The 24583-nt window shown below is 74.5% G+C and carries 20 protein-coding genes; 4 read left to right on the top strand and 16 right to left on the bottom strand.

Annotation, left to right across the window (positions count from 1 at the left end; all coding sequences use genetic code 11):
• Positions 1 to 38: 38 nt before the first annotated feature.
• The 7 genes from GWJ10_RS04985 to GWJ10_RS04955 form a co-directional block, all read right to left on the bottom strand.
• A complete protein-coding gene (locus tag GWJ10_RS04985; RefSeq protein ID WP_163185744.1) occupies positions 39 to 512 on the bottom strand; it encodes an ATP-binding protein in 474 nt (157 codons plus the stop codon).
• Positions 509 to 844 carry an STAS domain-containing protein gene (locus GWJ10_RS04980; RefSeq protein WP_228485224.1) on the bottom strand — a complete coding sequence of 112 codons (336 nt, stop codon included), beginning with the start codon at positions 842 to 844 and terminating at the stop codon, positions 509 to 511. The genes GWJ10_RS04985 and GWJ10_RS04980 overlap by 4 nt, the downstream gene beginning before the upstream one ends.
• Before the next feature lie 227 nt (positions 845 to 1071).
• Positions 1072 to 4680 (bottom strand): Ig-like domain-containing protein, encoded by a 3609-nt coding sequence (locus GWJ10_RS04975; protein WP_163185741.1) that lies wholly within the window; start codon positions 4678 to 4680, stop codon positions 1072 to 1074.
• A 225-nt stretch (positions 4681 to 4905) separates the two neighbouring features.
• Positions 4906 to 7134: a beta-galactosidase gene (locus GWJ10_RS04970; RefSeq protein WP_163185738.1), complete on the bottom strand. Its 2229-nt coding sequence runs from the start codon at positions 7132 to 7134 to the stop codon at positions 4906 to 4908.
• A gap of 140 nt (positions 7135 to 7274) precedes the next feature.
• Positions 7275 to 8615, bottom strand: a complete 1341-nt coding sequence (locus GWJ10_RS04965) for a sugar ABC transporter substrate-binding protein (protein WP_021481965.1) — start codon at positions 8613 to 8615, stop codon at positions 7275 to 7277.
• Positions 8616 to 8699: 84 nt separating this feature from the next.
• Positions 8700 to 9656 carry a carbohydrate ABC transporter permease gene (locus GWJ10_RS04960; protein WP_163185735.1) on the bottom strand — a complete coding sequence of 319 codons (957 nt, stop codon included), beginning with the start codon at positions 9654 to 9656 and terminating at the stop codon, positions 8700 to 8702.
• 2 nt (positions 9657 to 9658) lie between these two features.
• Positions 9659 to 10597, bottom strand: a complete 939-nt coding sequence (locus tag GWJ10_RS04955) for a sugar ABC transporter permease (RefSeq protein WP_061266633.1) — start codon at positions 10595 to 10597, stop codon at positions 9659 to 9661.
• Positions 10598 to 10771: 174 nt separating this feature from the next.
• On the opposite strand from GWJ10_RS04955, the gene GWJ10_RS04950 reads away from it, so the two are divergent.
• Positions 10772 to 11839, top strand: coding sequence for a LacI family DNA-binding transcriptional regulator (locus GWJ10_RS04950; protein ID WP_241005672.1), 1068 nt, complete (start codon positions 10772 to 10774; stop codon positions 11837 to 11839).
• A 102-nt stretch (positions 11840 to 11941) separates the two neighbouring features.
• Here the strand turns inward: GWJ10_RS04950 and GWJ10_RS04945 are convergent, their stop codons facing one another.
• The gene (locus tag GWJ10_RS04945; protein WP_144681749.1) at positions 11942 to 13171 is read right to left on the bottom strand and encodes an ROK family transcriptional regulator; all 1230 of its coding nucleotides are present in this window, start codon (positions 13169 to 13171) and stop codon (positions 11942 to 11944) included.
• A 101-nt stretch (positions 13172 to 13272) separates the two neighbouring features.
• Between GWJ10_RS04945 and xylA the strand changes: the two genes are divergently transcribed.
• Entirely contained in the window at positions 13273 to 14454 is a 1182-nt protein-coding gene (xylA, locus tag GWJ10_RS04940) for a xylose isomerase (RefSeq protein ID WP_163185732.1), read from the top strand.
• 1 nt (position 14455) lies between these two features.
• The gene (locus tag GWJ10_RS04935) at positions 14456 to 16051 is read left to right on the top strand and encodes an FGGY-family carbohydrate kinase (RefSeq protein ID WP_163185729.1); all 1596 of its coding nucleotides are present in this window, start codon (positions 14456 to 14458) and stop codon (positions 16049 to 16051) included.
• A 79-nt stretch (positions 16052 to 16130) separates the two neighbouring features.
• Here the strand turns inward: GWJ10_RS04935 and GWJ10_RS04930 are convergent, their stop codons facing one another.
• The 3 genes from GWJ10_RS04930 to GWJ10_RS04920 all read right to left on the bottom strand — a co-directional run bounded on the left by GWJ10_RS04930 (position 16131) and on the right by GWJ10_RS04920 (position 18226).
• Positions 16131 to 16463 carry a hypothetical protein gene (locus GWJ10_RS04930; RefSeq protein WP_163185726.1) on the bottom strand — a complete coding sequence of 111 codons (333 nt, stop codon included), beginning with the start codon at positions 16461 to 16463 and terminating at the stop codon, positions 16131 to 16133.
• A gap of 120 nt (positions 16464 to 16583) precedes the next feature.
• On the bottom strand, positions 16584 to 17045 hold the full coding sequence (locus GWJ10_RS04925; protein ID WP_163186302.1) for a tRNA (cytidine(34)-2'-O)-methyltransferase: 462 nt from the start codon (positions 17043 to 17045) through the stop codon (positions 16584 to 16586).
• Between the two features lie 269 nt (positions 17046 to 17314).
• Entirely contained in the window at positions 17315 to 18226 is a 912-nt protein-coding gene (locus tag GWJ10_RS04920; protein WP_076403349.1) for a LysR family transcriptional regulator, read from the bottom strand.
• An 82-nt stretch (positions 18227 to 18308) separates the two neighbouring features.
• Here GWJ10_RS04920 and GWJ10_RS04915 point away from each other — a divergent pair, with 82 nt between their 5' ends.
• Positions 18309 to 19307: a DMT family transporter gene (locus GWJ10_RS04915; protein ID WP_206158346.1), complete on the top strand. Its 999-nt coding sequence runs from the start codon at positions 18309 to 18311 to the stop codon at positions 19305 to 19307.
• Between the two features lie 33 nt (positions 19308 to 19340).
• On the opposite strand, the gene GWJ10_RS04910 is transcribed toward GWJ10_RS04915, so the two are convergent.
• From GWJ10_RS04910 to GWJ10_RS04890, 5 genes are read right to left on the bottom strand one after another with little or no spacing between them, the layout of a single operon-like run.
• Complete coding sequence (locus tag GWJ10_RS04910) at positions 19341 to 20405, bottom strand: hydroxyacid dehydrogenase (RefSeq protein ID WP_163185723.1); 1065 nt, start codon at positions 20403 to 20405, stop codon at positions 19341 to 19343.
• Positions 20402 to 21589 (bottom strand): dihydrodipicolinate synthase family protein, encoded by a 1188-nt coding sequence (locus tag GWJ10_RS04905; protein ID WP_206158345.1) that lies wholly within the window; start codon positions 21587 to 21589, stop codon positions 20402 to 20404. The genes GWJ10_RS04910 and GWJ10_RS04905 overlap by 4 nt, the downstream gene beginning before the upstream one ends.
• Positions 21589 to 22647: an NAD(P)H-binding protein gene (locus GWJ10_RS04900; protein ID WP_206158344.1), complete on the bottom strand. Its 1059-nt coding sequence runs from the start codon at positions 22645 to 22647 to the stop codon at positions 21589 to 21591. The genes GWJ10_RS04905 and GWJ10_RS04900 overlap by 1 nt, the downstream gene beginning before the upstream one ends.
• 8 nt (positions 22648 to 22655) lie before the next feature.
• Complete coding sequence (locus tag GWJ10_RS04895; RefSeq protein ID WP_232422954.1) at positions 22656 to 23576, bottom strand: carbohydrate ABC transporter permease; 921 nt, start codon at positions 23574 to 23576, stop codon at positions 22656 to 22658.
• Complete coding sequence (locus GWJ10_RS04890; protein WP_081895826.1) at positions 23573 to 24529, bottom strand: sugar ABC transporter permease; 957 nt, start codon at positions 24527 to 24529, stop codon at positions 23573 to 23575. The genes GWJ10_RS04895 and GWJ10_RS04890 overlap by 4 nt, the downstream gene beginning before the upstream one ends.
• Positions 24530 to 24583 lie beyond the last annotated feature (54 nt).

The following is a 24583-nucleotide window of genomic DNA, read 5'->3' as shown; positions in this document are numbered from 1 at the left end:
GGTCGAGCGTCGCGGCGGGGAAGCGGTGCGGCCGGGTGTCAGCCGATCGGGAGGAGCGCGCTGCGCACGCCCGCACCCCCGCGGAAGACGGGGACGTCGAAGCGCGCCCAGACGTGCTTCTCGCCGGTGCCGGCGCGGAACCAGCCGACGGCCGTCGAGGCGCGCTGCGCGAGCACGAGGCCGAACCCGCCCGCGCCCGGCGAGCGCCGGCCCGCGATGACGGGGACGTCCGGCGAGTGGTCCACGACGTCGATGACGAGCTCGCGCCCGTCGCTGAGCAGGCGCACCTGCGTCGGGGGGAGGCCGTGGCGCAGCGCGTTCGTCGCGAGCTCGCTCGCGACGAGGACGACGCGCTCGGGCGTGGCCTCGAGCGCGCGGTCCGCGGGCAGCGGGACGCCGGTGAGCATGCGGTGCAGGCCCTCCCGCAGGGTGGCGAGGTCCGCCAGCGTGCGCAGCGGCCAGGCACCGATCTCGACGAAGCCGGGCGGTACCGCCGCGTGGGCGAAGGTCACGCCTCGTCCTCGGCAGGTCCGGCGTCGTCGGTGAGCTCGAACAGCTCGGCGACACCGCTGAGCTCGAGCAGGTCGCGGACGCGGCGCGGGACGCGCTCCAGCACGGGTGCCCCCGAGCCGGCCGTGGCGGCGTGGTAGAGCAGGCGCAGGCCGCCCGAGTCCATGAAGGTGACCGCGCCGAGGTCGATGTGGATGCGCCCGTCGGCCGACTGCGCGAGCCGCAGCAGCTCGTCCTCGCGCCGGGCCTGGACCGCGGCGTCGATCTCGCCGCGCATGGTCCAGCGCGTGCCGCCGGCCGTCGTCAGGACGTCTCCGCTCGTGGTGGGGGTCACGGTGGTGGGCTCCTCCTCGGTCCCGGCACTGTACCGGGCACCCGGGATACGGTACGCGGCTCCGCCGACGCACGCGAGGCAGTGTCGCGGCGTGGCCGCGATCATCGGGTGACGTGCCTCTCCCGCGCCGCGCAGGGCGGCGCGGGAGAGGCACGACGAGGGCCGCCCGGCGGGCCGGGACGGCGTCGCGGAGGACGCCGACCCGGCCCGCCGGGCGGCCGGACGGCTCAGCAGGAGCGCGCGTAGAACGCGACCTCGAGCGGTGCGAACCCGTCGACCGTCACGACGGCCGTCCCGCCCGGGACGGACGCCGCGCGCGACGCGAACGACTGGTAGGCGCTCGCGCCCGGCGCCACGGCGGCGACCGTGCGCGTGCCGTACGGAGTCGCGAGGGTCACGTCGAGCGGCGCGTCGCCGTCGTTCGTGGCGCGGACCGCGACGTACACCTTGCCGGCCAGGCACCGCGTCTCGGCGGTGACCGTCACCGGCGCCGCGCCGGCGTCGGCCGTCCAGCGCAGGGCGTACGCCCGCTCCGTGCCGTCCTCGGCCGTGACGCGCACCGTCGTCGTGCCGGGGACGGCGTCGGCGGCCTCGACCGCGACCGTCGCCCAGGGGTCGTGCGCGACCGCCTCGACGGCGGGCACCCCGCCCGCGACGGGCACGTCGTACGCCGTGACGGCCGGGTCGAACCCGGCGAGGGGCTCGCCGGCCACGGTGATGCCCGACGCTGCGGCGTCGGTCCCCGTGCCGGGCACCTTGGCGAGCACCTCGATCTCGGAGACGACCAGGTGGGTGTTCGCCCGTGCCGTGAGGACGACGCGCACGGACGACGTCCGCACGTCCGCGGGGATCTCGACCGCGGGCGCGGGGCCGTCGGGCGAGGCGTCCACCGTGACGGGCGCGCCGACGTCGGTCCACGTGCCGCCCACGAGGGCCTGGAGCCGGACGGACTGCGCCCAGCTCGCGCTGGACCCGTCCTTCCAGAACCGCGTCACGACGCCCGTGACGTCCCGGTCCGCAGGGAGCGTGACGGTGAGCGTGTCGGAGGTGCGCTTGGTGCCCGACACCCAGTTCGACCACGCCTTGTCGGTGAGGTTGCCGTTCACGACGCCGCCGACGGCGTAGCCCGGCTCGGTGAACGTCGCGCTCGCGGTCGTGCCCGCGGCGAGCGCGCCGTTGGCGGACGCCGCCTCGGTCACCTGGACGCGGACGGTGGCCGGGAGCGTGGCGCCCGCCCCGGCGTCGGCCGTGCCCGTGAGCTCGACGACCCCGACGGCGTCGTACGCGTCCGCGGGGGCGTCGTCCCAGACCACCGGGCGCTGCACCTCCGCGCCGCCCGCGGCGACCGCCGTGACGGTCGCGGGCAGGGCCGGGGTGCCGCCCGCGTACGCCTTGGCGCGCGCGGGGAGCGTGGACGTGAGCTCGTCGACGACGACGGTCGCCGTCGCGGCGACCTCGCCGCCGGTCGGCGTGGCCACGGTGCCGGTCACCTCGACGGTGCCGGGCTCGGCCCACGCGTCGTCGTCCGGCACGTCCCACGTCACGGGGAGCGCGCCGCGCGCCCCGTCGCGGTAGACGGGCGTGACGGTCGCGGGGAGCTCGGGCGCGGTGCCCGGCGTCGTGAACGCCTGGACGGGCTCGGTGCCGAGGACCGTCTCGTCGACCACGCGCCAGCGCTGGTTCACGCCGGAGTTCGCGAGGTACGTGCCCACCGGCGAGCCGTCCGCCGTCGCCTGGCCGCCGACCTCGAGGAGGGTCTTCGAGGACGCGTTGACGAGCGTGAAGGTGCCGTCGCCGGTCGTCGAGAGGATCCACTGCGCGGCGAGCGGGGTGTCCGCGACGTCGGCGGGCGCGTCCTGGAGGACGGCGGACGTGTCGGCCGCGACGGCGAGCTGGCGGCCCGTGGCCGCGTTCGTCACGGCGTAGCGCGTGCGGTGCGTGCCGGAGCCGTCGGGGGCACCGAGCGCCGTGAGCTCCCACGCCTGCTCCGCGACCGGTGCGTCGGTGCGGATCACGACGCCCGTGCCCGACGCCGACGGCGCGAGCGAGCGGTCCGCCTGCACGCCGTCGAGACGGTAGGCGTGACCGTCCTGGACGAGCGCGGCGTCGTCCGCGACGCCGGAGACGCCGTCGACGACGAACGTCGTCACGGACTCGGCCGGCACGACGAGCGTCGCGCTCGGGCCGGCGCCGTCCTCGGTGCCGGGCGTGACGGCCACGGGCTCGCCCTCGACGAGGTAGCCGGCCGTGCTCGTGACCACGGGGGTGACGGTCGCATCGGACCCGACCGCACCGAACTTCGACAGGTCGAGCGTCACGGCGCGCTCGGCCTTCGTGGCGTTGACGTGCACGACGGTCGCGGAGGTGCCGTCGGCCGACACCGCGGCCGTGCTGCTCGCGTCGTCCGAGCGGATCAGCGAGTCGCCCGGCTCGATGTAGTGCGTGAAGTTCTGGGTCGCCCAGTACTTCGTGTTCGTGTAGATCGGGCACGTCTCGAGCGTGTCCTCGGCGGTGCAGTCGAACGGGATCTGGATCTCGCCCCAGTTCATGCCGTTCGCGCTCTCGCCGCCGGGCGCCATGTTGGCGTAGTCCTCGACCGGCTGCCAGAACACCCACGCGCTCGGCTCGAGCTCGCGCAGGTCGTCGACGATGTGCTGCGCGCTGCCGAGGCCGGACTCCATGGTCTCGAAGTCCTGGCCCGTCGAGCTCCAGTTCCCGCCGACCTCGCTCATCCACAGCGGCTTGTCCTCGCCCTTGGCGATGTCGCGGACCGTCGTGCGCTGGCCCGTGCCGTAGGTGTGGACGTTGAGCTGCGACACCTGGTCGCGGACCGCCTGCGGGTACGCGTTCCAGTTGGTCGCGAACGTGCCGGGGTTCGTCTCGTCCATCGCCGAGATCACGGCGTCGGTCGAGGAGCCCTCGAGCGCCGCGGCGAGCGCCGGGACGACCTTCGCCTGGAGCGCGGGGCCCATGTGGGCACCCTCCTGGCGGCCCCCGGTGGGGTTGCCGTCGGCGCCGAGCTGCGTGCCCCAGTAGTTGGTGTTGGGCTCGTTGAACGGGTCGATCGTGTCGACCTCGATGCCGTGCGCGTCCTCGAGGCGCTCGGTCACGCCGACCAGGTAGGCCGCGAAGTCGTCGATGCTGTCCGTCTTGAGCTGGTCCGCGGTCGAGCTGAACCCGCCCGAGACGTACCCGCTCACGGTCATGAACCACGGCGGGGAGTTGCTGAACGTCTCCCAGTGCGTGACGTCGTCCTTGATGCGGTCGACCCACCAGCGCTGCGTCGCGTCGGCGTCCTCGTCCCAGTGGTCCGGGTTCTCGGGGTCCCACCAGTCCACGTCGGTGCGCGTCGTGCCCTCGGGCGCCTTCCACCAGCCGTCGACGGCGCCGCCGGCGCGCAGGTAGTCCGGCACGTCGGGAGCGTTCCCGCCGCCGACGTTGTAGCGCGCGATGTTGAGGTTGAGGCCCTCGTCGCCGAACACCATGTCCGCGAGCCGGTCGCGGATCTCGTCCGGGTAGCCGCCCGTGGCGTTGGCGAACCACACGAGGCTCGTGCCCCAGCCCTCGAACGGTGCGCCCGCGTACGACGGGTCGGGCGTCACGGTGACGCCCGCGACGTCGGCGGGGGCCGTCGTCGTGCCGGTCGCGGCGGTCGCGCCCAGGGGCGAGGCCTGCGCGGGCAGGGCCGCGAGCGCGCAGCCCGCGACGAGCGCCCCGGCGCCGAGGCTCGCGACGACGCGGGCCCCCGTCCGGAGGGCGGCCGGGCCGCCCGGGCCCGTGCGGCGAGGACCGGGTGGTCCACCCCGCGTGGTCGTGTCGGTCTCGGTCGGGCTCATCCCTGAGCCACCTCCTTCGCGTCGCTGCGAACCGGCGGGGTGCACCGGGTGCGGGTCGTTCCCGCGGGGGTCTGTCGTGCCGAGGCAGAGCCCTGGTCCGCCGAGGTAGAGCCCTGGTCCGCCGGGGCAGAGGCGTGGTCTCGACGACCGCGACCACGGCCTCCACCTGGGCGGTACCAGGCCTCTACGTCGCGGACCACGGCTCTACCTCGTGGAACCGGGGCTCTACCTCGCCGTGGCGGGGTTCTTCCTCGGCGGGGTCGGCGCGGCCGGGCGGCGGACGACCGCGACGCCGCGCGGCTCGAGCAGCAGCGCGCCTCCCGCCGTGCCCTCCACCGGGGCCTCCGCCGTGCCTTCCGCCGTGCCTTCCGCCATGCCGTCCGTCGTGACGGCCCTCGTGCCCGACGCCGTGAGGCGCCGCCCGGCGAGGACGTCGCCCGCGACGTCGGGCACCTCGACCGGGCGCGCCGTGCGGTTGACGAGGAACCAGAAGTCGTCCGTGCCGTCGGTGCGGACCGCGAGCTCGACGTCGCCGCGCACGGCGGCGGGCAGCTCGCTGCGCACGCCCGCGTCGTCGAGCAGGCGGGCGAGGACGGGGACGAGGCCCTGGCGGCCGAAGCGCGTGGAGACGTAGGCGGCGGAGCCCTCGCGGGAGCCCGCACCGTCCCCGGTGCGGACCGTCCGGCGCGTCACGGCGGCGCGGCCGGCCTGCTCGCCGGTCTTGTACCAGCCCAGCACCTCGACGTCGGGGTCGACGACGTCCACCGGCTCGGTCCACACCGTGCCCTCGAGCTGCTCGCCCGCGAGCTCGACCGTCGCGCTCTCGCCGTCCAGCAGCGGGGCGAACTCCTCGACCCGGATGCCGAGCAGGTCGCGCAGCGCGCCCGGGTAGCCGCCGAGCCACGCGTGGTCGTCCTGGTCGACGACGCCCGAGAAGTAGGTCGTGACGAGGTGGCCGCCCGCCTCGACGAACGCCGTGAGGCGGTCGCGCAGGCCGGCCGGGACGACGTGCAGCACCGGCGCCACGACGACGTCGTACGTCGCGAGGTCCGTCGCGGACGGCACGACGTCCGCGCGGACGCCGAGCGCGAGGAACGCCGAGTACCAGTCGAGCGCCTCCTGGCGGTAGCGCAGCCGGTCGGTGGGGTGGGAGTCGAGCTCGCTCGTCCACCACGAGTCCCAGTCGAAGACGATCGCGGCGCGCGCGGGCTTCTGCGTGCTGCCCGCGACGGGCGCGAGGTCGCGCAGCGTCGCGCCGAGCGCGACGACGTCGCGGAACAGGCGCGAGCGCTCGCCCGCGTGCGGGACCATGCCCGAGTGGTACTTCTCCGCGCCGGCCGCGGACTGGCGCCACTGGAAGTAGCAGACCGCGTCGGCGCCGTGGGCGACGTGGGTGAGCGAGTCGCGCGCGAGCTCGCCCGGCTTCTTCGCGACGTTGACGGGCTGCCAGTTCACCGCGCTCGTCGAGTGCTCCATGAGGAACCACGGGCGGTGCCGGGCGATGCCGCCCGTGAGGTTCGCGGAGAACGACAGCTCGTCGAGCGCCTGCGGGCCGGGCAGCACGTAGTGGTCGTTGGAGACGAAGTCGAGCTCGTCCGCCCACGCGGCGTAGTCCATGCCCTTCGTCTCGCCCATGACCATGAAGTTCGTCGTCACGGGCACGTCCGGCGTGACGCGGCGCAGGATCTCCGCCTCGGCGCGCAGGTACTGGCGGAGCGCGTCGGACGAGAAGCGCTTGAAGTCGAGCTGCTGGGTCGGGTTCGGGTGCGACGCGGCGAGTCGCGGCGGGAGGACCTGCTCCCACGCGCTGTAGCGCTGCGACCAGAACGCGGTGCCCCACGCGGCGTTGAGCGCGTCGAGCGTCGTGTAGCGGTCGCGCAGCCACGTGCGGAAGGCCGCGGCCGCGTCGTCGGAGAAGTCGTAGACGTTGTGGCAGCCGAGCTCGTTCGACACGTGCCACGCGACGAGCGCCGGGTGGTCGCCGTACCGCTCGGCCATGCGCTCGACGAGGCGCAGCGCGTGCTCCCGGAAGACCGGCGACGTCGGGCGCCACTGCTGCCGCGCGCCCGGCCACAGGGTCTCGCCCGTGCGCGTCTGCGGCAGGACCTCCGGGTGCTTCGTCGTCAGCCACGGCGGCGGCGAGGCCGTCGCCGTCGCGAGGTCGACCGTGATGCCGTGCGCGTGGAGCAGGTCCATGGCGTCGTCCAGCCACGCAAAGTCCCACGTGTCCTCGGTCGGCTGGATGCGGGCCCACGAGAAGATCGCGAGCGAGACCACCGTCACGCCCGCCTCGCGCATGAGGCGCACGTCCTCGTCCCAGACCTCGCGCGGCCACTGGTCCGGGTTGTAGTCCGCGCCGTAGGACAGGCCCGACGGCGTGTACGCGCCGGGCTCGCCCGGCGGCGTGTGCGGCCCGGGACGGCGCAGCCAGCGGAACGGGGTGGGGGAAGACATGCAGGCTCCTCAGGTGCTCGCAGAGCGGTCGACGGCGGGGTGGGCCGTCGGCGGGGTGCCGCGTGGTCGCGCCGGGAGGCGCGACCACGCGGCCGACGGGGCAGGGCCGGGCGCCCCGGCGGGCGCCCGGCGGGGCCGGGTCACTCGGTGACGGTGAACCCCTGCTCGGTGCCGTACTTCGCGGACGCGTCCTGCCAGGCCTTCAGGCCGTCGGCGAGGGTCGTGCCCGAGACGTAGGCCTGGCCCACGGTGTCGTTGAAGATCGAGTTCGCGTAGACCTGGAACGGCAGGTACGACCAGCCCTCGACGACGTCGGACGCCGACTGCGCGAGGACCTCGTTGATCTTCTGGCCGCCGAAGTACTCGGACTCGAAGCCCTGGAACTCGTCGGACTCCAGCTCGGCCGTCGTGGCCGGGAACGCGCCGCCGTCCACGCGCGTCTGCACGCCGTCGCCCGCGTTCGCGTACTCGAGGAATCCGTAGGCGAGCGCCTGGTTCGAGCTCGCGGCCGGGACGGACAGCGCGGAGCCGCCGTTCTCGGCGCTCGCGGACGCGCCCTCCTCCCACTGGGGGAGCGGGGCGACGCGCCACTTGCCCGCGCCGTCGGGCACGCCCGACTCGAGGTTCGCGGGCATCCACGCGCCGATCGCGAGCGTCGCGATCGTGCCGTTGCCGAGGCCCTGGTACCACTCGTCGCTCCACGAGCTGACGGGCGCGAGGAGGTCCTCGTCGATGAGCGTCTGCCAGGTCTGCGCGAACTGCGTGCTGCCCTCGTCCGCGAGGTCGATCGTCACGTCCGTGCCGTCGACCTGGAACGGCTGGCCGCCGGCCTGCCAGATGAGCGAGGTCGTGAACCCAGCGTCGCCCGTGTCGTTGGTGATGTACACGTTCGGGTCGGCCGCGTGCAGGGCGCGCGCGGCCTCGACGAAGCCGTCCCACGTCGTCGGCACCTCGATGCCGTGCTGCGTGAAGACCTCCTCGTTGTAGAAGAGGGCCATGGGGCCGGAGTCCATGGGCAGGCCGTAGATGCCCTCGCCCTGCTGGACGGCGTTCCACGGCCCGGGGGTGAAGGTCCCGTCGAGCTCGTCGGCACCGAACGACGACAGGTCGGCGACGGCGTCCGACAGCGCGAACTGCGGGAGCGCGTAGTACTCGACCTGCGCGACGTCGGGCACGCCCTTGCCGGCGGCGATCGCGTTCTGGAGGGCGGTGTACTGGTCGTTGCCGGTGCCCGCGTTGACGAGCTCGACGTCGACGTTCGGGTACTCGGCCTCGAAGTCGCTGACGACCTGCTCGAGCGTGGGCTCCCAGGCCCACACCGTGAGGCTGCCGCCCTCCTCGAGGGCGGCGGCGACGTCGTCGGCCGAGCCGGCGTCCCCGCCGGAGTCGTTGCCGCCGCCCGAGCTGCAGGCGGCCAGGGCCAGCGCGACGACGCCGGTGGCGGCGACGGCGCGCAGGGCGCGGGTGGTGCGGATGGACATGAGGGTTCCTCTCACTTCGTCGTCAGACGGATCGGGCGGGGTGGGTGCGGGGGTGGTGGGCCGGCCCGTGCGGCGGCGCGGGCGTCACTCCTTGACGGACCCGGCCGCGAGGCCGGACTGCCAGTAGCGCTGGAGCAGGAGGAAGGCCGCGACGAGCGGCAGGATCGTGAGGAGCGAGCCGGTGATCACGAGGTCGAAGATCGCCTCGCCGCCGGCGGTCGCGGCCTGCGCGTTCCACGCGTTGAGGCCGAGCGTCAGCGGGTACCAGTCGGGGTCCTTGAGCATGATCAGCGGCAGGAAGTAGTTGTTCCACGTCGCGACCATCGTGAAGAGCAGGACCGTGACGATCCCGGGCGCGAGCAGCGGCAGCGACACCTGGAAGAACGTGCGCGCCTCGCTCGACCCGTCCACGCGCGCGGCCTCGAGCAGCTCCGTCGGGATCGACTCGGCGGCGAACACCCACATGAGGTAGAGGCCGAACGGCGAGATGAGCGACGGGATGATGACGGCCCACGGCGTGTTCGTCAGCCCCATCTGGCTGAACATGAGGAACGTCGGGACGGCCAGGGCCGTGCCCGGCACCGCGACCGCGCCGATGACCGTCGCGAACACGCCGCGCTTGCCGGGGAAGTCGAACTTCGCGAGCGCGTACCCGCCGAGCACCGCGAGGAACGTCGCACCGCCGGCCCCGACCACCACGTACAGCAGCGTGTTCGCGAACCAGCGACCGAAGATGCCGCCGTCGTAGGTGAGCGTCCGGGCGATGTTGTCGAAGAGCGCGAAGTCGCCGCTGAACCACAGGCCGAACGAGGAGAACAGGCTCGACTGCGTCTTGGACGCGTTGACGACGAGCCAGAACAGCGGCACGAGCGCGTAGAGCAGGACGATCCCCGTGAGGACCGTCAGCAGGACGCTGCGGCGGGGGCGGGTGACGCCGTGCGGGGCGCGCGAGCGCAGGCGCACGGGCTTGCGCGTCGTGGCGCTCGTCGTCGTGCGGGACGCGGCGGGGACCGCCGGGCTGGAGGGGGTCGTGGCGGTCATCGTCAGGCCTCCTTGCGCATGCCGCGCAGCTGGACGACGTAGGCCACGATCATCGTGAGGACGCCCATGATGATGGCGACGGTCGCCGAGTAGTTGTACTGCTGGCCGGAGAACGACAGCGAGTACGCGTACAGGTTCGGGGTGAAGTACGTCGTGATCGCGTTGGGCGCGAGGCTCTGCAGGATGCTCGGCTCGTTGAAGAGCTGGAACGAGCCGATGATCGAGAAGATCGTCGCGATGACGAGCGAGCCGCGGATCGCGGGGATCTTGATCGCCCGGACGACCTGCCACTGGGACGCGCCGTCGAGCTCGGCGGCCTCGTAGAGCGAGGTCGGCACGACGCGCAGCGCCGAGTAGAAGATGAGCATGTTGTAGCCCACGAACTCCCAGGTCACGATGTTGCCGATCGACAGCAGCACCCAGTCGGGGGAGAGCGGGTTGGGGATCGTCGTGCCGAGCGCGTCGTTGATGTTCGCGACGAGCCCGAACCGCGTCCCGTACATGAAGCCCCACATGAGCGTCGCGACGACGGCCGGGACGGCGTAGGGGAGGAAGATCGAGATCCGGAAGAAGTTCCGCCCGTACAGGCGACCGGAGTCGATCGCGAGCGCGACGAGCAGGGCGATGCCGAGCATGATCGGGACCTGGACCACGAGGAACAGCCCGACGCGAGACACGCCCGACCAGAACTGCGGGTCCGAGAACGCGCGGGAGTAGTTCTCGAACCCGACGAACTGCGTGCCGCCCACCATCTGGGTGCGGAACAGGCTGAGGTAGATCGAGTACGCGATCGGTGCGAGGAACACGAGCGCGAAGACCGCCATGAACGGCCCCACGAAGCCCCAGCCGGTCCACGAGCGCCGTCGGCGCCGCGCCGGGAGGGACGAAGGAGCGCCGACCGGTGGCCGGAGCGCTGCCACGGGTGGGGACGTCGTCGTCATGCTGTGGTCCTCGTCATCGGGGGACGGCGACGTCCGTCGTCGCCGTTGTTTGCGTAAACATGAGCATGGCACGAGGTTCGGTGTTTACGCAAACATCGCCTACTGTGGGTCCTGACCGGCCACGACACCGGTCCGGCACGGGTACTGTGCCGACACCACGAGGACGAGGACGCCATGACCGACGGGCTCGACGACGAGACCCCCGCCCTGACGCGCACCGGGGGGGCTGCCGTCCGCACGGCACGGCGCGTCTCGATGGCCGACGTCGCGCGCGTCGCCGGGGTCTCCGCGCAGACCGTCTCCCGCGTCTCCAACGGGCACCCGGGCGTCGTCGAGAGCACGCGCTCGCGCGTCCTCGAGGCGATGACCGAGCTCGGCTACCGGCCCAACAGCGCGGCCCGCGCGCTGAAGAGCGGGTCGTTCCGCACGATCGGCGTCATCCTCTTCTCGCTCGCGACCACGGGCAACGTCCGCACGCTCGAGGCCATCGCGACCTCGGCCGCCGCCGAGGGCTACGCCATCACGGTCATCCCCGTCGCGGCGCCCACCCAGGACGGCGTCCACGGCGCCTTCACGCGCCTCGGCGAGCTCGCGGTCGACGCGATCATCCTGCTCATGGAGGTGCACCTCCTCGACGTCGCGCAGGTCAGCCTGCCGCCCGGCGTCCAGGTCGTCGTCGCCGACTCCGACGCGGGCGAGAGCTACGCCGTCGTCGACACGGACCAGGCCGACGGCACCCGCCAGGCCGTGCGGCACCTGCTCGACCTCGGGCACCGGACCGTGCACCACCTCGCGGGGCCCGCGCTCTCGTTCGCGGCCGAGCGCCGCACCTCCGCCTGGCGGGCGACCCTGGAAGAGGCGGGCCGCGAGGTCCCGCCGATCGAGCGGGGCGACTGGTCGCCGTCGTCGGGGTACGAGGCCGGGCTGCGCCTCGCGCGCCGCGACGACCTCACCGCCGTGTTCGTCGCCAACGACCAGATGGCCCTCGGGCTCGTCCGGGCCCTGCACGACTCCGGCCGCCGGGTCCCGCAGGACGTGAGCGTCGTCGGGTTCGACGACCTGCCCGAGTCCAGCGAGTTCCTGCCCCCGCTCACGACCGTCCACCAGGACTTCGCCGAGGTCGGGCGCCGGCTCGTCGCGCAGGTGCTCCGGCAGGTCCGCGAGGGCGTCCACGAGGCCGGCACCCGCCTCGTCCCGACCCGCCTCGTCGAGCGAGCGAGCACCGCCCCGCCCCCGAGCTAGGTCCCGGGTTCGGCGCGTCCCGGCCGCCGAGCAGGTGGTCCGGGCTCGTCCTGGTCGCGGGACGCGCGGGGACGGCCTGCTCGGCCCGCCAGGATCACCTGGTCAGTCGTCGGCGACCCAGGCGCTCGGGTCCTCGACGACCCCGCGCAGCACCTCGCGCGCGCCGCCCGTGAGCGCGGCGTGGTCGCCGACGGGCGCGGGCAGCAGCACGACGTCGGTCCAGGGGGCGGCGAGGACGCGGGCCCGGAGCTCGGCCTCGGCGGCGGGGCGCAGGTAGGGCAGGAGCGCGGGGTAGATGCCGCCGAGCAGGACGGTGTCGATGTCGACGAGGTTGACGTAGTCGGCGAGGGCGCTGCCGAGCGCGGTCCCGGCGCGCTCGACCGCGGCGAGCGCGTCCGGCTCGCCTGCGTCGAGGGCGGCGACGAGCGCCCCGGTGGGCGCGTCGACGGGAAGGCCCGCGCCGCGCAGGAGCGCGTCCTTGCCCGCGTACTGCTCCAGGCAGCCCGTCGCGCCGCAGCGGCACCGGGGGCCGTGCGGGTCGACGACGACGTGCCCGACCTCGCCCGTCCAGCCGTGGCGGCCGTGGAACAGGCGGCGGTCGACGACGATCGCGGACCCGATGCCCACGTCGCCCGACACGTAGAGGTACGTCGAGGGCGCAGGCCCGGTCGCGTCGTCGGGCACGACGCCGTGGCTCGCCTGGGCGAGCGCGGCGAGCTTGGCCTCGTTGCCGATCTCGACGGCGACGTCGGGGCCGAGCCCGAGGAGGCGGACGGGGTCGAGGTGGGACCAGCCGAGGTTCGGTGCGACCTCGAGCCGGCCGGCGCGCGGGTCGACCAGGCCGGGCAGGGCGAGGCGCGCGCCCGCGACCGTCATGCCGTCGGCGCGGACCTGGGCGAGGAGGTCGTGCGCGATGCGGCCGAGGCGGGCGAGCACCTCGGTGGGGTCGCTGTCGTGGAGGTCGTCGGGGTCGACCTGCTCGGCGACGACGGCGCCGGTGAGGTCGAGCACGCGCCCGCCGAGGTAGTCGACGTTCACCTCGAGCCCGAGGCCCACGAGGGTGCGCGGCGCGGGGGCGAGCGGCACGGCGGGCCGCCCGGCGCGCTGCGGGGTGGCGGGCGGCAGCTCGGCCACGATGCCGGCGGCGACGAGGCGGTCGACGAGCGTCGAGACGGTGGCGCGCGTGAGCCCGCTCGCGCCGGCGATGTCGGCGCGCGAGCACGGGTGCGACGCCTCGAACACGGCCCGCGCGACCAGCGCGAGGTTGTGCTCGCGCAGCGTGGCCTGGCGGGCTGCTGGGGGACCCGTCCGGGTCGCGACGCTGCGGTTCACGGTCTTGACCTTACCGACCCGGACGGATAAGTTCAGCCGTACGACATAAATAGGCCGGGGTCGACCGACGTCGCTCCGGCCCTCTCGACGAGGAGACCACCGTGGCCGACGAGACCACCCAGGACATCAACTTCTCCTTCGGTCTGTGGACCGTGGGCTGGACCGCGCAGGACCAGTTCGGCAGCGCGAGCCGCCCGGCGCTCGACCCGGCCGAGTCGGTGCGTCGTCTGGCCGACCTCGGCGCGTGGGGCTTCACGTTCCACGACGACGACGTCGTCCCCTTCGGCGCGGACGACGCCGAGCGCGCCAAGCGCCTCGACGCGGTGCGCCAGGCCGCCGAGGACACGGGCCTCGTCATCGAGATGGTGACGACCAACCTGTTCAGCCACCCCGTCTTCAAGGACGGCGGCCTCACGTCGAACGACCGCGGCGTGCGCCGCTACGCGCTGCGCAAGGTGCTGCGCAACGTCGACCTCACCGCCGAGCTCGGCGCCAAGACGTTCGTCATGTGGGGCGGCCGCGAGGGCACCGAGTACGACGGCGCGAAGGACCTGCACTCCGCGCACGAGCGCTACGCCGAGGGCCTCGACCTCACCGCGGCGTACATCAAGGAGAAGGGCTACGACCTCAAGATCGCGCTCGAGCCCAAGCCGAACGAGCCCCGCGGCGACATCTTCCTGCCGACCATCGGCCACGCGCTCGGCCTCATCGCGAAGCTCGACAACGGCGACATCGTGGGCCTCAACCCGGAGACGGGCCACGAGCAGATGGCGGGCCTCAACTACACGCACGGCCTCGCGCAGGCGCTGTGGGCGGGCAAGCTCTTCCACATCGACCTCAACGGCCAGCGCTCGATCAAGTTCGACCAGGACCTCGTGTTCGGCCACGGCGACCTGCTCTCCGCGTTCTTCACGGTCGACCTGCTCGAGAACGGCTTCCCGAACGGCGGCCCCACGTACACGGGCCCGCGTCACTTCGACTACAAGCCGTCGCGCACCGAGAACGAGGTCGGCGTGTGGGACTCCGCGCGCGCCAACATGGAGACCTACCGCCTGCTCGCGCGCAAGGCCGCGGCGTACCGCGCCGACTCGCGCGTCCAGGAGGCGTTCGCGCACTCCGGCGTGTTCGAGCTCGGCCAGTCCACGCTGGGCGAGGGCGAGTCCGTGGCCGACCTGCTCGCGGACCGCAGCGCGTACGAGGAGTTCGACGTCGACGCCGCGGCGAACCGCGACTTCGGCTTCGTGCGCCTCAACCAGCTCGCGCTCGAGCACCTCATCGGCTGAGGTGGCCGCCGACGCCAGGACGTCCGACGCCGGCGGCGAGCGCACGCTCGTCGCCGGCGTCGACACGTCCACGCAGTCCTGCAAGGTCGTCGTGCGCGACGCCGCGACGGGCGCCCTCGTGCGCACCGGCTCGGCCAAGCACCCCGACGGTACCGAGGTCCACCCCGACGCGTGGTGGGACGCGTTCCGCGAGGCCGCGTCCGCGGCGGGCGGGCTCGACGACGTCGCGGCGCTCGCCGTCGGCGGCCAGCAGCACGGGCTCGTCGCGCTCGACGCGGACGGGCACGTGGTGCGCGACGCGCTCCTGTGGAACGACACGCGCTCGGCCCCGGCCGCGCGCGACCTGATCCGTGAGCTCGGCGAGGCCCGCCTCGCCGAGGGCGTCCCTGACGCCCAGGACCGGGTCGAGTCCGCGACCGAGGCGGGCGCGCAGGCGTGGGCCGACGCGATCGGGTCCGTGCCGGTCGCGTCGCTCACGGTGACGAAGCTGCGCTGGCTGCGCGACGCCGAGCCGGAGAACGCGGCGCGCGTCGCCGCCGTCGCGCTGCCGCACGACTGGCTCACGTGGCGCATCGCGGGGTACGGGCCCGCGGGCGACGAGTCCGCGCCGCTCGGGCCGGACCTCGACGCGCTCGTCACCGACGCGTCCGACGCGTCGGGCACGGGCTACTACGACGCGACGAGGGACGACGGGCCCGACGGCCGGGGCGCGTACCGCCTCGACCTGCTGGAGCTCGCCCTCGGACGGACCGACGTCGTGCTGCCGCGCGTCGTCGCGCCGTCGGCGACGGCGGGCGTCGCGCACGCCTCGGTCGCCGGGAGCGCGGTCGAGGGCGGCACGCTGCTCGGCCCCGGCGCGGGCGACAACGCCGGTGCGGCGCTCGGCCTCGGCATGGTCGCGGGCGACGTCGCGGTGTCGATCGGGACGTCGGGCGTCGTGTCCGCCGTGACCGACGACCGCACGGCGGACGGCTCCGGGCTCGTCAACGGGTTCTCCGACGCGACGGGCCGGTACCTGCTGCTCGCGGTGACGCTCAACGCGAGCCGGGTGCTCGACGCCGCGCGCGCGGTGCTCGGGGTCGACCACGCGGGGCTGTCGCGGCTCGCGCTCCAGGCACCCCCCGGCGCTGACGGGCTCGTGCTCGTGCCGTACCTGGAGGGCGAGCGCATGCCCAACCGCCCCGACGCGTCGGGCACGCTGCACGGGATCCGGCTCGGTACGTCGACGCCGGAGCACCTCGCGCGCGCGTACGTCGAGGGCATGCTGTGCGGCCTCGCGGACGGGCTCGACGCGCTGCGGGCGCTCGGCGTCCGGGTCGAGCGCGTGCAGCTCATCGGCGGCGGTGCGCAGTCCGAGGCGGTCCGGCGCATCGCGCCGCAGGTCCTCGGCCTGCCCGTCACGGTCCCCGAGCCCGGCGAGTACGTGGCCGACGGCGCCGCACGCCAGGCGGCGTGGGTCCTCGCCGCGCACGAGGCGGGCGGCTCCGGGGCGGACGTCGCCCCGCCCACCTGGGCCGCGTCGTCGGCCACGGTGGTCGAGGCAGACCCGGTCCCGGCCATCCGCGAGCAGTACGCGGCGGTCCGCGACCTCGTCTGACACGACCTCGCGACAGCAGGGAAGGGCCCGGCCCCCGTGAGGGGGTCGGGCCCTTCGCCCACGACGGTGGGCAGGAGGGTCAGAGCACGCGGACGACGGGGCCCGTCACGCCGGCCTTGCGGCCCACCGCGGCGGCGCCGGTCACGCCCCAGACCGGTCCGGCGATCTCCACCGACGCGACCGACGTCGTCGAGACCGACCGGTTGAGGTTCGTCCCGTACGCGTTGCCGTAGACCTCGAGCAGCACCCAGTCGCACGTGCCCGCGCTGACGGTGAAGACGTTCCCGGTCCGGGTCACGTCGAACGAGCACACGCCGCCGTCGTAGGGGGCCGCGCTCGCCGAGGGTGCGATCGCGACGGCAGCGGCAGCGAGGGCGGAGACCGCCAGGGCGCGCAGTCGGAGAGTTTGCATGGAGCTCCTTTGCTCAGGTGTGGGGGCCGGGATCGGCCCGGCCACAGTCCACCGTGGCGCGGCCCTGCCAGCAACTCGAGGACTACGTAATTTTGACCTCTACCAGGTACGTGCTTTCCCTTATGCGCCGCCCGCGAAGCCCGTCTGGCGCCACGCCTCGTAGACGGCGATCGACGCCGCGTTGGTGAGGTTGAGCGAGCGGCGCCCAGGCAGCATGGGGATCTTCAGCTGGTCCGTGATCCGCTCGTGGGCCAGCACGTCGTCGGGCAGGCCGGTGGGCTCCGGGCCGAACAGCAGGACGTCGTCCGGCCGGTATGTCACGTCGGTGAACGACGTCGTCGCGCGGGTCGTGAACGCGAACACCCGGCCCGGGAGGGTCGCGAGCGCGGCGTCCAGGTCCGCGTGCACCTCGACGCTCGCGAGGTCGTGGTAGTCCAGCCCCGCGCGGCGCAGCCTGGGCTCGTCCAGGTCGAAGCCCAGCGGCTCGACCAGGTGCAGACGCGCCCCGGTCACCGCGGCGAGGCGGATCGCGTTGCCCGTGTTCCCCGGGATGCGCGGCTCGAAGAACACCACGTGGGGCAGGGTCGACGGCGGTCGGGCGGCCGGGTCGGCGACGTGCGGCCGCCAGTCGGTGCGGGGGTCGGGGGTCTCGCTCACGCCCCCGATTCTCGCAGCGCCGCGGGGCAGGTGCGCCCCCGCGAGGTAGAGCCCTAGTTCCCCGGGGAGTGGGCTGGTCCCGCGAGGTAGAGCCCCGGTGGCGCGAGGTAGAGGTGTGGTGGCCCGCCGCGGGCGACCACGCCTCTACCTCGGCGGACCAGGGCTCTACCTCGGCGGCCGGGAGGTGTCGGGCCTCAGCGCGCGGCCGGGACGACGGCGCCCGCGCGCGCGACCGCGCGCAGCTCGTCGAGCACCGCCCGGGCGGGCGGCGTCGAGGCGGCGGCGTCGCGCACGACGGCGTAGACCGACCGGACGGGCGCGGGCCGCACGACCGGGACGGCGACGAGGCCGGGCGGCAGGTGCACCGCGCCGAGCCGCGGCAGCACCGTGATGCCGATGCCCGCGCCGACGAACGCGACCGCCGTCGGGTAGTCGTGGGCTTCGACGTGGAACGGCGGGCTGAACCCCGCCGCGGTGCACGCCTCGACGAGGTTGCGGCGGCACCACCCTCGCGCGAAGTCGTTGTCGACCCAGCGCTCCGTCGCGAGCGCGGCGATCTCCACCTCGGGCTGCCCGGCGAGCGGGTGGTCGGCGGGGAGGACGGCGACGTACGGGTCGTCCAGCAGGTGGTGCGCCCGGAACCCGGTGCCGGGGACGAAGGCGGGCGACGCGACGGCGACCTGCACGTCGGCGCGGGCGTCGGGATCGTCGGGGATCGCCTCGCCGAGGGCGAGGTCGAGCCGGACCCCGGGGAACTCGGTCGTGAGCCGTCGGACGACGCGCGGCAGCCACGCGGACCCCGCGGAGGCGAAGTACATGAGCGACAGGGTCCCGGTCCGCCCGGCGCGCAGGTCCGCGACGACGGCCTCGACCTCGCCGAGCCGGGCGAGCACGCGGTCGGCCTGCGCGGCGAGCTCGAGCCCGGCGGCCGTCGGCCGCACGCCTCGCCCGGCGCGCTCGAGGAGCGCGAGCCCGGTCTCGCGCTGGAGCGCGGCCACGTGCTGGCTCACCGCCGACGGCGTGTACCCGAGGTTGGCGGCGGCGGCCTGGACCGAGCCGCTCGCGACGACGGAGCGGAAGATCCGGAGACGGTGCACGTCCAGCATCCCCTCACGCTACAGCCGTACTGCATCGAACGGTAGGAACACGTGCTGGTGCTGAACGGTGCGGCGGGGCGACGATCGACCCGTGACCGCACCCGAGACCTCGACGACGACACCCGTCGGCTCCGCCCGGCCCGGCCTGCCCTCCGCCCGCGGACCGGCGCGTCGCGCCGGGTTGCCCGTCGTCCTCGCGGTGGCCGTGACCGTCGTGCTGTGGGCGTCGGCGTTCATCGGCGTGCGCGCCGCCGGGCACGACTACGCGCCCGGGTCGCTCGCCCTGGGCCGCCAGCTCGCGGGCAGCCTCGGGCTCACCGCCGTCGTCGCCGTGCGGTGGCTCCGCAGCGGGCACCGGCCCGTGCTGCCCCGCGGCCGGGTGCTCGCGGGCGTCCTCGCGTGGGGCGTGGGCTGGTTCAGCCTCTACAACCTCGCGCTCAACGCGGCCGAGCAGCACCTCGACGCCGGCACGACGGCGCTCCTCGTCAACGTCGCGCCCGTCCTCGTCGCGGTGCTCGCCGGCGTCCTGCTCGGCGAGGGCTTCCCGCGGCGCCTGCTCGTCGGCATGGCCTCGGCGTTCGCCGGGGTCGCGATCATCGCGGCCGCGACCTCCTCGGGCGAGCGCGACGTCGTCGGCGTGGCGCTCGGGCTCACCGCCGCCGTCCTCTACGCCGCGGGTGCGACGTCGCAGAAGCGCCTTCTCGCGCACCTCGACGCCCTGACGATGACGTGGGTCGGGTGCCTCGCGGGCACGGTCGCGCTCCTGCCGTTCGCCCCGGCGCTCGCGGCCGACGCCACCGCGGCGCCGCCGTCGTCGACGTGGGCGGTCGTGCTGCTCGGGCTCGGCCCGACGGCCGTCGCCTTCACGACGTGGGGCTACGCGCTCTCGCGGCTCAGCGCGGGCCGGGCCGCGGCGACGACGTACCTCGTGCCGCCGCTCGTCGTCGTCCTGTCGTGGCTCGTGCTCGCGGAGGTCCCGGCGCCGGTCACCTTCGCGGGCGGCGCGCTGTGCCTCGCCGGGGTCGCGGTCGCGACGCTCCCGCGGCGGCGGGTCGCCCCGGTGCCCCCGGTGCCGGCCGCGCGAGCCTGACCCGGCCCTGCCCCGGCCCCGCCCGCCGCGGGCTCAGCCCATGCGGTCGAGGTCGGCCTCGCGCACCTCGTGGACGAGCGGCTCGCCCGCGCGGAAGCGCTCGAGCTCGTCGACGACGATCGCGCCCTGCGCGAGCCGGCCCTGCACGGTCGCGGCGGCGTGGTGCGGCGTGAGGAGCACGTTCCGCAGGCGGCGCAGCGGGTGGTCCTCGGGCAGCGGCTCGGCGTCGTAGACGTCGAGCGCGGCGCTGATCCGGCCGCTCGCCAGCTCACGGACGAGGGCGTCCTCGTCCGTGAGCCACGACCGTGCGGTGTTGACGAGCCCGGCGTGGTCGGGCAGGAGCGCGAGCTCGCGCGCGCCGAGCAGGTGGTGGGTCTCGGGCAGCACGGGCGCGTGCAGCATCGTCACGCGGCTCGTCGCGAGCAGCTCGTCGAGCCCGACGAGGGTCGCCCCGAGCGCGGCGGCGTCGGCGGGGGAGAGGGTCGGGTCGGCGACCACGACCTCCGCGCCGAGCGCACGGAGCATCGCGATCGCGGCGCGCCCGGTGCGCGACGCCCCGACGACGCCGACGCGCGTGCCCGCGATCTCGTACCGCGGGGGTGCGGCCTCGGCGTCGGCCCACGGGACGCCGTCGTGCAGGGCGTTGTGGAACGCGGGGACCTGGTGGAGCAGCGCGAGCGCGAACGTCACCGAGACCTCGGCCACCGGGCGTGCCATCGCCTGGCCCGCCTGCGTCACGCGGACCCCGCGCTCCCACAGCGGTGGCGTGACGAACGGCTTGACGGAGGCGCCCGTGTGCGCGACGAGCCGCAGGCCGGGGAGCCGGTCCAGGAGGTCCGCGTCCAGGGGCGGCGTGCCCCAGGAGACGACGAGCGCGTCGACGCGCTCGCGCGCCGCGGGGCTCAGCCGGTCGAGCGCGGCGCCGAGCGTGCGCGGGTCGTCGACGACGTCGAACGGTCCCGCGCCCGCCAGGCGTTCCCAGACGTCGGGGGCGAACAGCTCGGTGCGCAGCCACGGCGCGACCGCGACGACCGCGCGCGCGGCCCCGGCACCCGGGCCGGGCCCCGCGGCGGTCCCCGGGTCGGGCGTGCCGGTCACCGCAGCCAGTCCTCGAGGTGCTCCGCGACGAGCGCATCGTCCGCGGCGGCGAGCCACGGGTACGACGCCGTCACGCGCGTCAGCTCGTCGGCCTGCCCGGGGGAGAGGGTCTCCTCCGGGTCGAGGCACCAGATGCCGTCGAGCAGGCCCTGGCGGCGCAGCACCTCGTGCACGCCCGCGATGACGCCCGCGAAGTCGTGCGCCGCGTCGAAGACGGCCGCGTTCGCGTCGGTGAGGCCGGCCGCGCGCGCGGTGAGGGTCGCGAGGGCGGCGGCGTCGGGCACGGCGGCCCCGCCGTCGGGGCCGATGCCGTGCGCGGCGTGCGCGAGGGCCAGCGTCTCGACCGCCCCGCGGGTCCAGACCGCCCACTGCCCGAGCAGGCCGCCCACGAACCGCGCCGTGAAGGTCGAGGCGCGGCCCTCGGCGTCGGTCACCGGGACGTCGAGGCGCTGCGTGAGGTCGGCGACGATCGCGTCGTCGTTGCCCGTGTACAGCGCGATCTCGTCGCCGCGACCCGACGCGGCGACGCCGCGCAGCACGTCGATCGTCCTGTAGCGGTGGAACGGCGCGGCCTTGATCGCGACGACCGCCTCGATCGACGCGTACTCGCGCCAGAAGCCGACGGACAGGCGCGGGCCGCCGATCGCCTCCTGGAGGTAGAACCCGATGACGGGCAGCACCTCGCCGACGGCGCGGGCGCGGTCGAGCAGCACGCGCTCGACCTCCTCGCGCGAGCCGGCGAGACCGGGCACGCGCGGCGCGAGCAGCACCGCGTCGTAGCCGAGCGACGCCGCGAGCTCCGCCTCCGCGACGGCCTGCCGCACGTCGCCGGCCGCGCCCGCGACCTGGACGAGCGGGCGGGGCCCGGTGCGCAGCGAGCCCGCGGGCGCGTCGCCCGCGGCCGTCGCGCGCGAGACCTCGGCCGCGAGCTCGAGCACGGGCCGCAGGAGCCCGTGCTCGCGGATCTCGAACTGCGTCGTGTGGACGCCGACGGCCACGCCGCCCGCGCCCGCCGCGTGGTAGTACCGCGTGAGCGCGCGCTGGCGGCGCTCGTCGAGGCGGCGGTCCGCGTCGAGCGCGAGGGGCTGGGCCGGGATGACTGTCCCCGCCCGCAGGAGCGCGGCGACGTCGTCGGCGAGGCGCGGGGCGGCCGACGTCGCGGCGGGGGCGGTGGGGGCCGTCATCAGAACGCCCCGTCGCGCACGGCGAACTTCGTCGGCTTGCCGCTCGTCGGCAGGCCGGCCGCGAGCCACTGCGCCTGCCAGTCCACGAGCGTGCGCAGCGGCACCTGCGGGTAGCCGAACAGCTCGTGGCAGCGCGTCGCGTCGTTGAGCAGCGCCGTCGGGGCGGGCTCGCCCGTGAACGACACCTCGCGGTCGAGGCCGCGGCCGAGGAGCTCCGCGAGGCGCCGCACCGACGCCGTCTCCGGGCCGGTGAGGTTGATCGCCGTCGCGGGCGACGACGCGAGGGTGAGCGAGCGCAGCGCGACCTCGTTCGCGTACCCCTGCCACACGACGTTGACGTGCCCGGTGGTGAGGTCGACGGGCTCGCCCGCGAGGATCGGCGACGCGACGTCGAACAGGACGCCGTAGCGCAGGTCGACGGCGTAGTTGAGGCGGATCGTCACGACCTTCGTGCCGCGCGAGAGCGCGGCGTGCTGGAGCACGCGCTCGCGGCCGAGGCAGCTCATCGCGTACTCGCCGACCGGCCCGACGGGGTGCTCCTCGGAGCACCCGCCCGACTCGACGGGCACGAGCGGGTAGACGTTCCCGGTGGAGAACGCGGCGATGGTCGAGTCGGCGTAGCGGCGCGCGACGTCGTGCACGAGGGCCGCGTTCGCGGCCCACGCGAGCGACGGCGCGGACGACGTGCCGAACTTGGCGCCCACCATGTAGACGACGTCGGCGCCGTCGGGCAGCGCGGCGAGGTCCGCGTCGGGCGCGAGCAGGTCGGCCGCGACGACGTTCACCCCGGCGTCGCGCAGACGGTCGGCCTGCTCGGGGTCGGACCACCGCGAGACGGCGTGCACGGCGTCGCCCGTGCGCCCGGCCGCGTCGAGCGCCCGGCGGGCGAGGACGGTGAGGCTCGGGCCCATCTTGCCGCCCGCGCCGAGGATGACGAGGTCGCCCGAGCGGGCGGCCAGGTCCTCCACGAGGGCGGGCGACGGCGTCGTGAGCAGCTCCTCGAGCTCCGCGACGGACGTCGGGGCCTTGAGGGCGGTGGTGCTGGTCTGCGTGGTCATGTGGTGAGTCATCCCTTGATGCCGGACGAGGTGACGCCCTCGACGAAGAAGCGCTGGGCCACGAGGTACGAGGCGAAGATCGGAACGAACGAGATGGTGGCGCCCGCGAGCACCATGTTGAGCGGCACGTCCTGCTGCTGGAGCGAGGCGATGCCGACGGTCAGCGTCCAGTGGTCGGTGCCCTGGCCGATGATGAGCGGCCACAGGAAGTCGTTCCAGTGCCACAGGAAGACGAACGTGCCGAGCGTCGCGAGGATCGGCTTGCACAGCGGCAGCACGATGCGCAGGAAGATGCGCCACTCCGAGGCGCCGTCGAGCTTCGCGGCCTCGAACAGCTCGTCGGGCAGGTCGAGGATGAACTGCCGCATGAGGAACACGGCCTGCGCGTTCGCGAGCGTCGGCAGGATCAGGCCCCAGTACGTGTCGAGCCCGCCCGCCTGCGCGATGAGGATGAACGTCGGGATGAGCGTCACGTGGTACGGGACCATGACCATCGCGAGGAACGACCAGAACATCGCCTCGCGCCCGGGGAACTTCTTCTTCGCGAACGCGTAGCCGGCCATCGACGCGAGCAGCAGCACCGCGACCACGGAGACGACGGAGTACACGAGCGTGTTGACGAGCCAGGTGCCGATGTTGCCCGCGCCGAGCACGCGGCCGTAGGCCTCGGTCGTGAGGTTCGTCGGCAGGAGCGACGCGGGGAAGTCGATCGCGGCGGCCGGCTTCAGCGACAGCACGACCATCGCGTAGAACGGGAAGATCGTCACGACGGCGGCGAGCGAGAGCACGACGTAGCGCAGCACCTTGCCGCGCAGCGACAGGTCGCTCGCGCCCTTGCGGCCGCGCCGGCGGCGGGTCGCGGTGGGGCGCACGGGCATCGCGGCGCCCTCGAGCACCCGCCCGGTGGTGGTGGGGTCGACGGCGGTCACTTGTCCCTCCCGATGGCGTAGCGCTGGATCAGGGCGACGACCAGCGTGACGACGAACAGCGCGACGCCGAGCGCGCTCGCGTAGCCGAGGTCGAAGTACTTGAAGCCCTGGTCGTAGATGTAGAAGACGAGGTTGTAGCTCGCCCGGGCGGGCCCGCCCGCCGTCATCACGTAGACGAGGTCGAAGATCTGGAACGACGCCGTCGTCTCGATGACGGCGAGGAAGAAGAGGGTCGGCTTGAGCTGCGGCGCGATGATGTGCCAGAACCGCTTCCACGGCCCGGCGCCGTCGATCGCGGCGGCCTCCTCGAGCTCGCGCGGCAGGTCCTGCATGCGCGCGAGGAGGATGAGCATCCCGTAGCCGAAGCGCGACCAGATCGCGACCATCGCGAGCGCGGGCAGCACGAGCAGCGTGTCGCCCAGCCAGGAGTCGGTCGAGAACCCGAGCGCCCCCATGAGCTTCGACCACGGGCCGTTCGTGGAGAACACCCACGTGAACACGGTCGCGGCGAGCACGAGGCTCGTGACCACGGGCAGGAAGAACACCGAGCGGTAGAAGCCGGAGCCGCGGAACGAGCGGCGCACCATGAGCGCCATGAACGTCGAGATCGCGAGCGACACGGGGACGATCAGCACGCTCAGCACGACCGTGACGCGCAGCGCCGACCAGAAGATCGGGTCGTCGACCATGCGCCGGAAGTTCTCGACGCCCGTCCACTCGGCACCGACGCCGATGGTGTAGTCGAAGAAGCTCAGCGCGACGCCGGCGATCGCCGGGCCGAAGCGGAACAGCAGGAACAGCAGGAACGCGGGGAGGGCGAACAGCAGGCCGATCCTCGCCTCACGGCGCTCCAGGACGCGGCGGGTCGTGCCGCGCGAGGGCCTCGACGGCGTCGGGCGCCGGTCGGGCCCGTCGGCGGTCAGCCCGTCCGAGGTGGGGGCGGTCGCGGTCATGGGTTCTCCTCTCGTACCGCGAGGTACCGCGGCGCGGGCAGCAGGGGGACGGCT

Origin of the sequence: Cellulosimicrobium sp. SL-1 (assembly GCF_011033075.1) — a bacterium.
GTDB classification, from domain to species: Bacteria; Actinomycetota; Actinomycetes; order Actinomycetales; family Cellulomonadaceae; genus Cellulosimicrobium; species Cellulosimicrobium funkei.
Note: the sequence above shows the minus strand (reverse complement) of the source record. Positions and strands in the feature narration are given on the sequence as shown.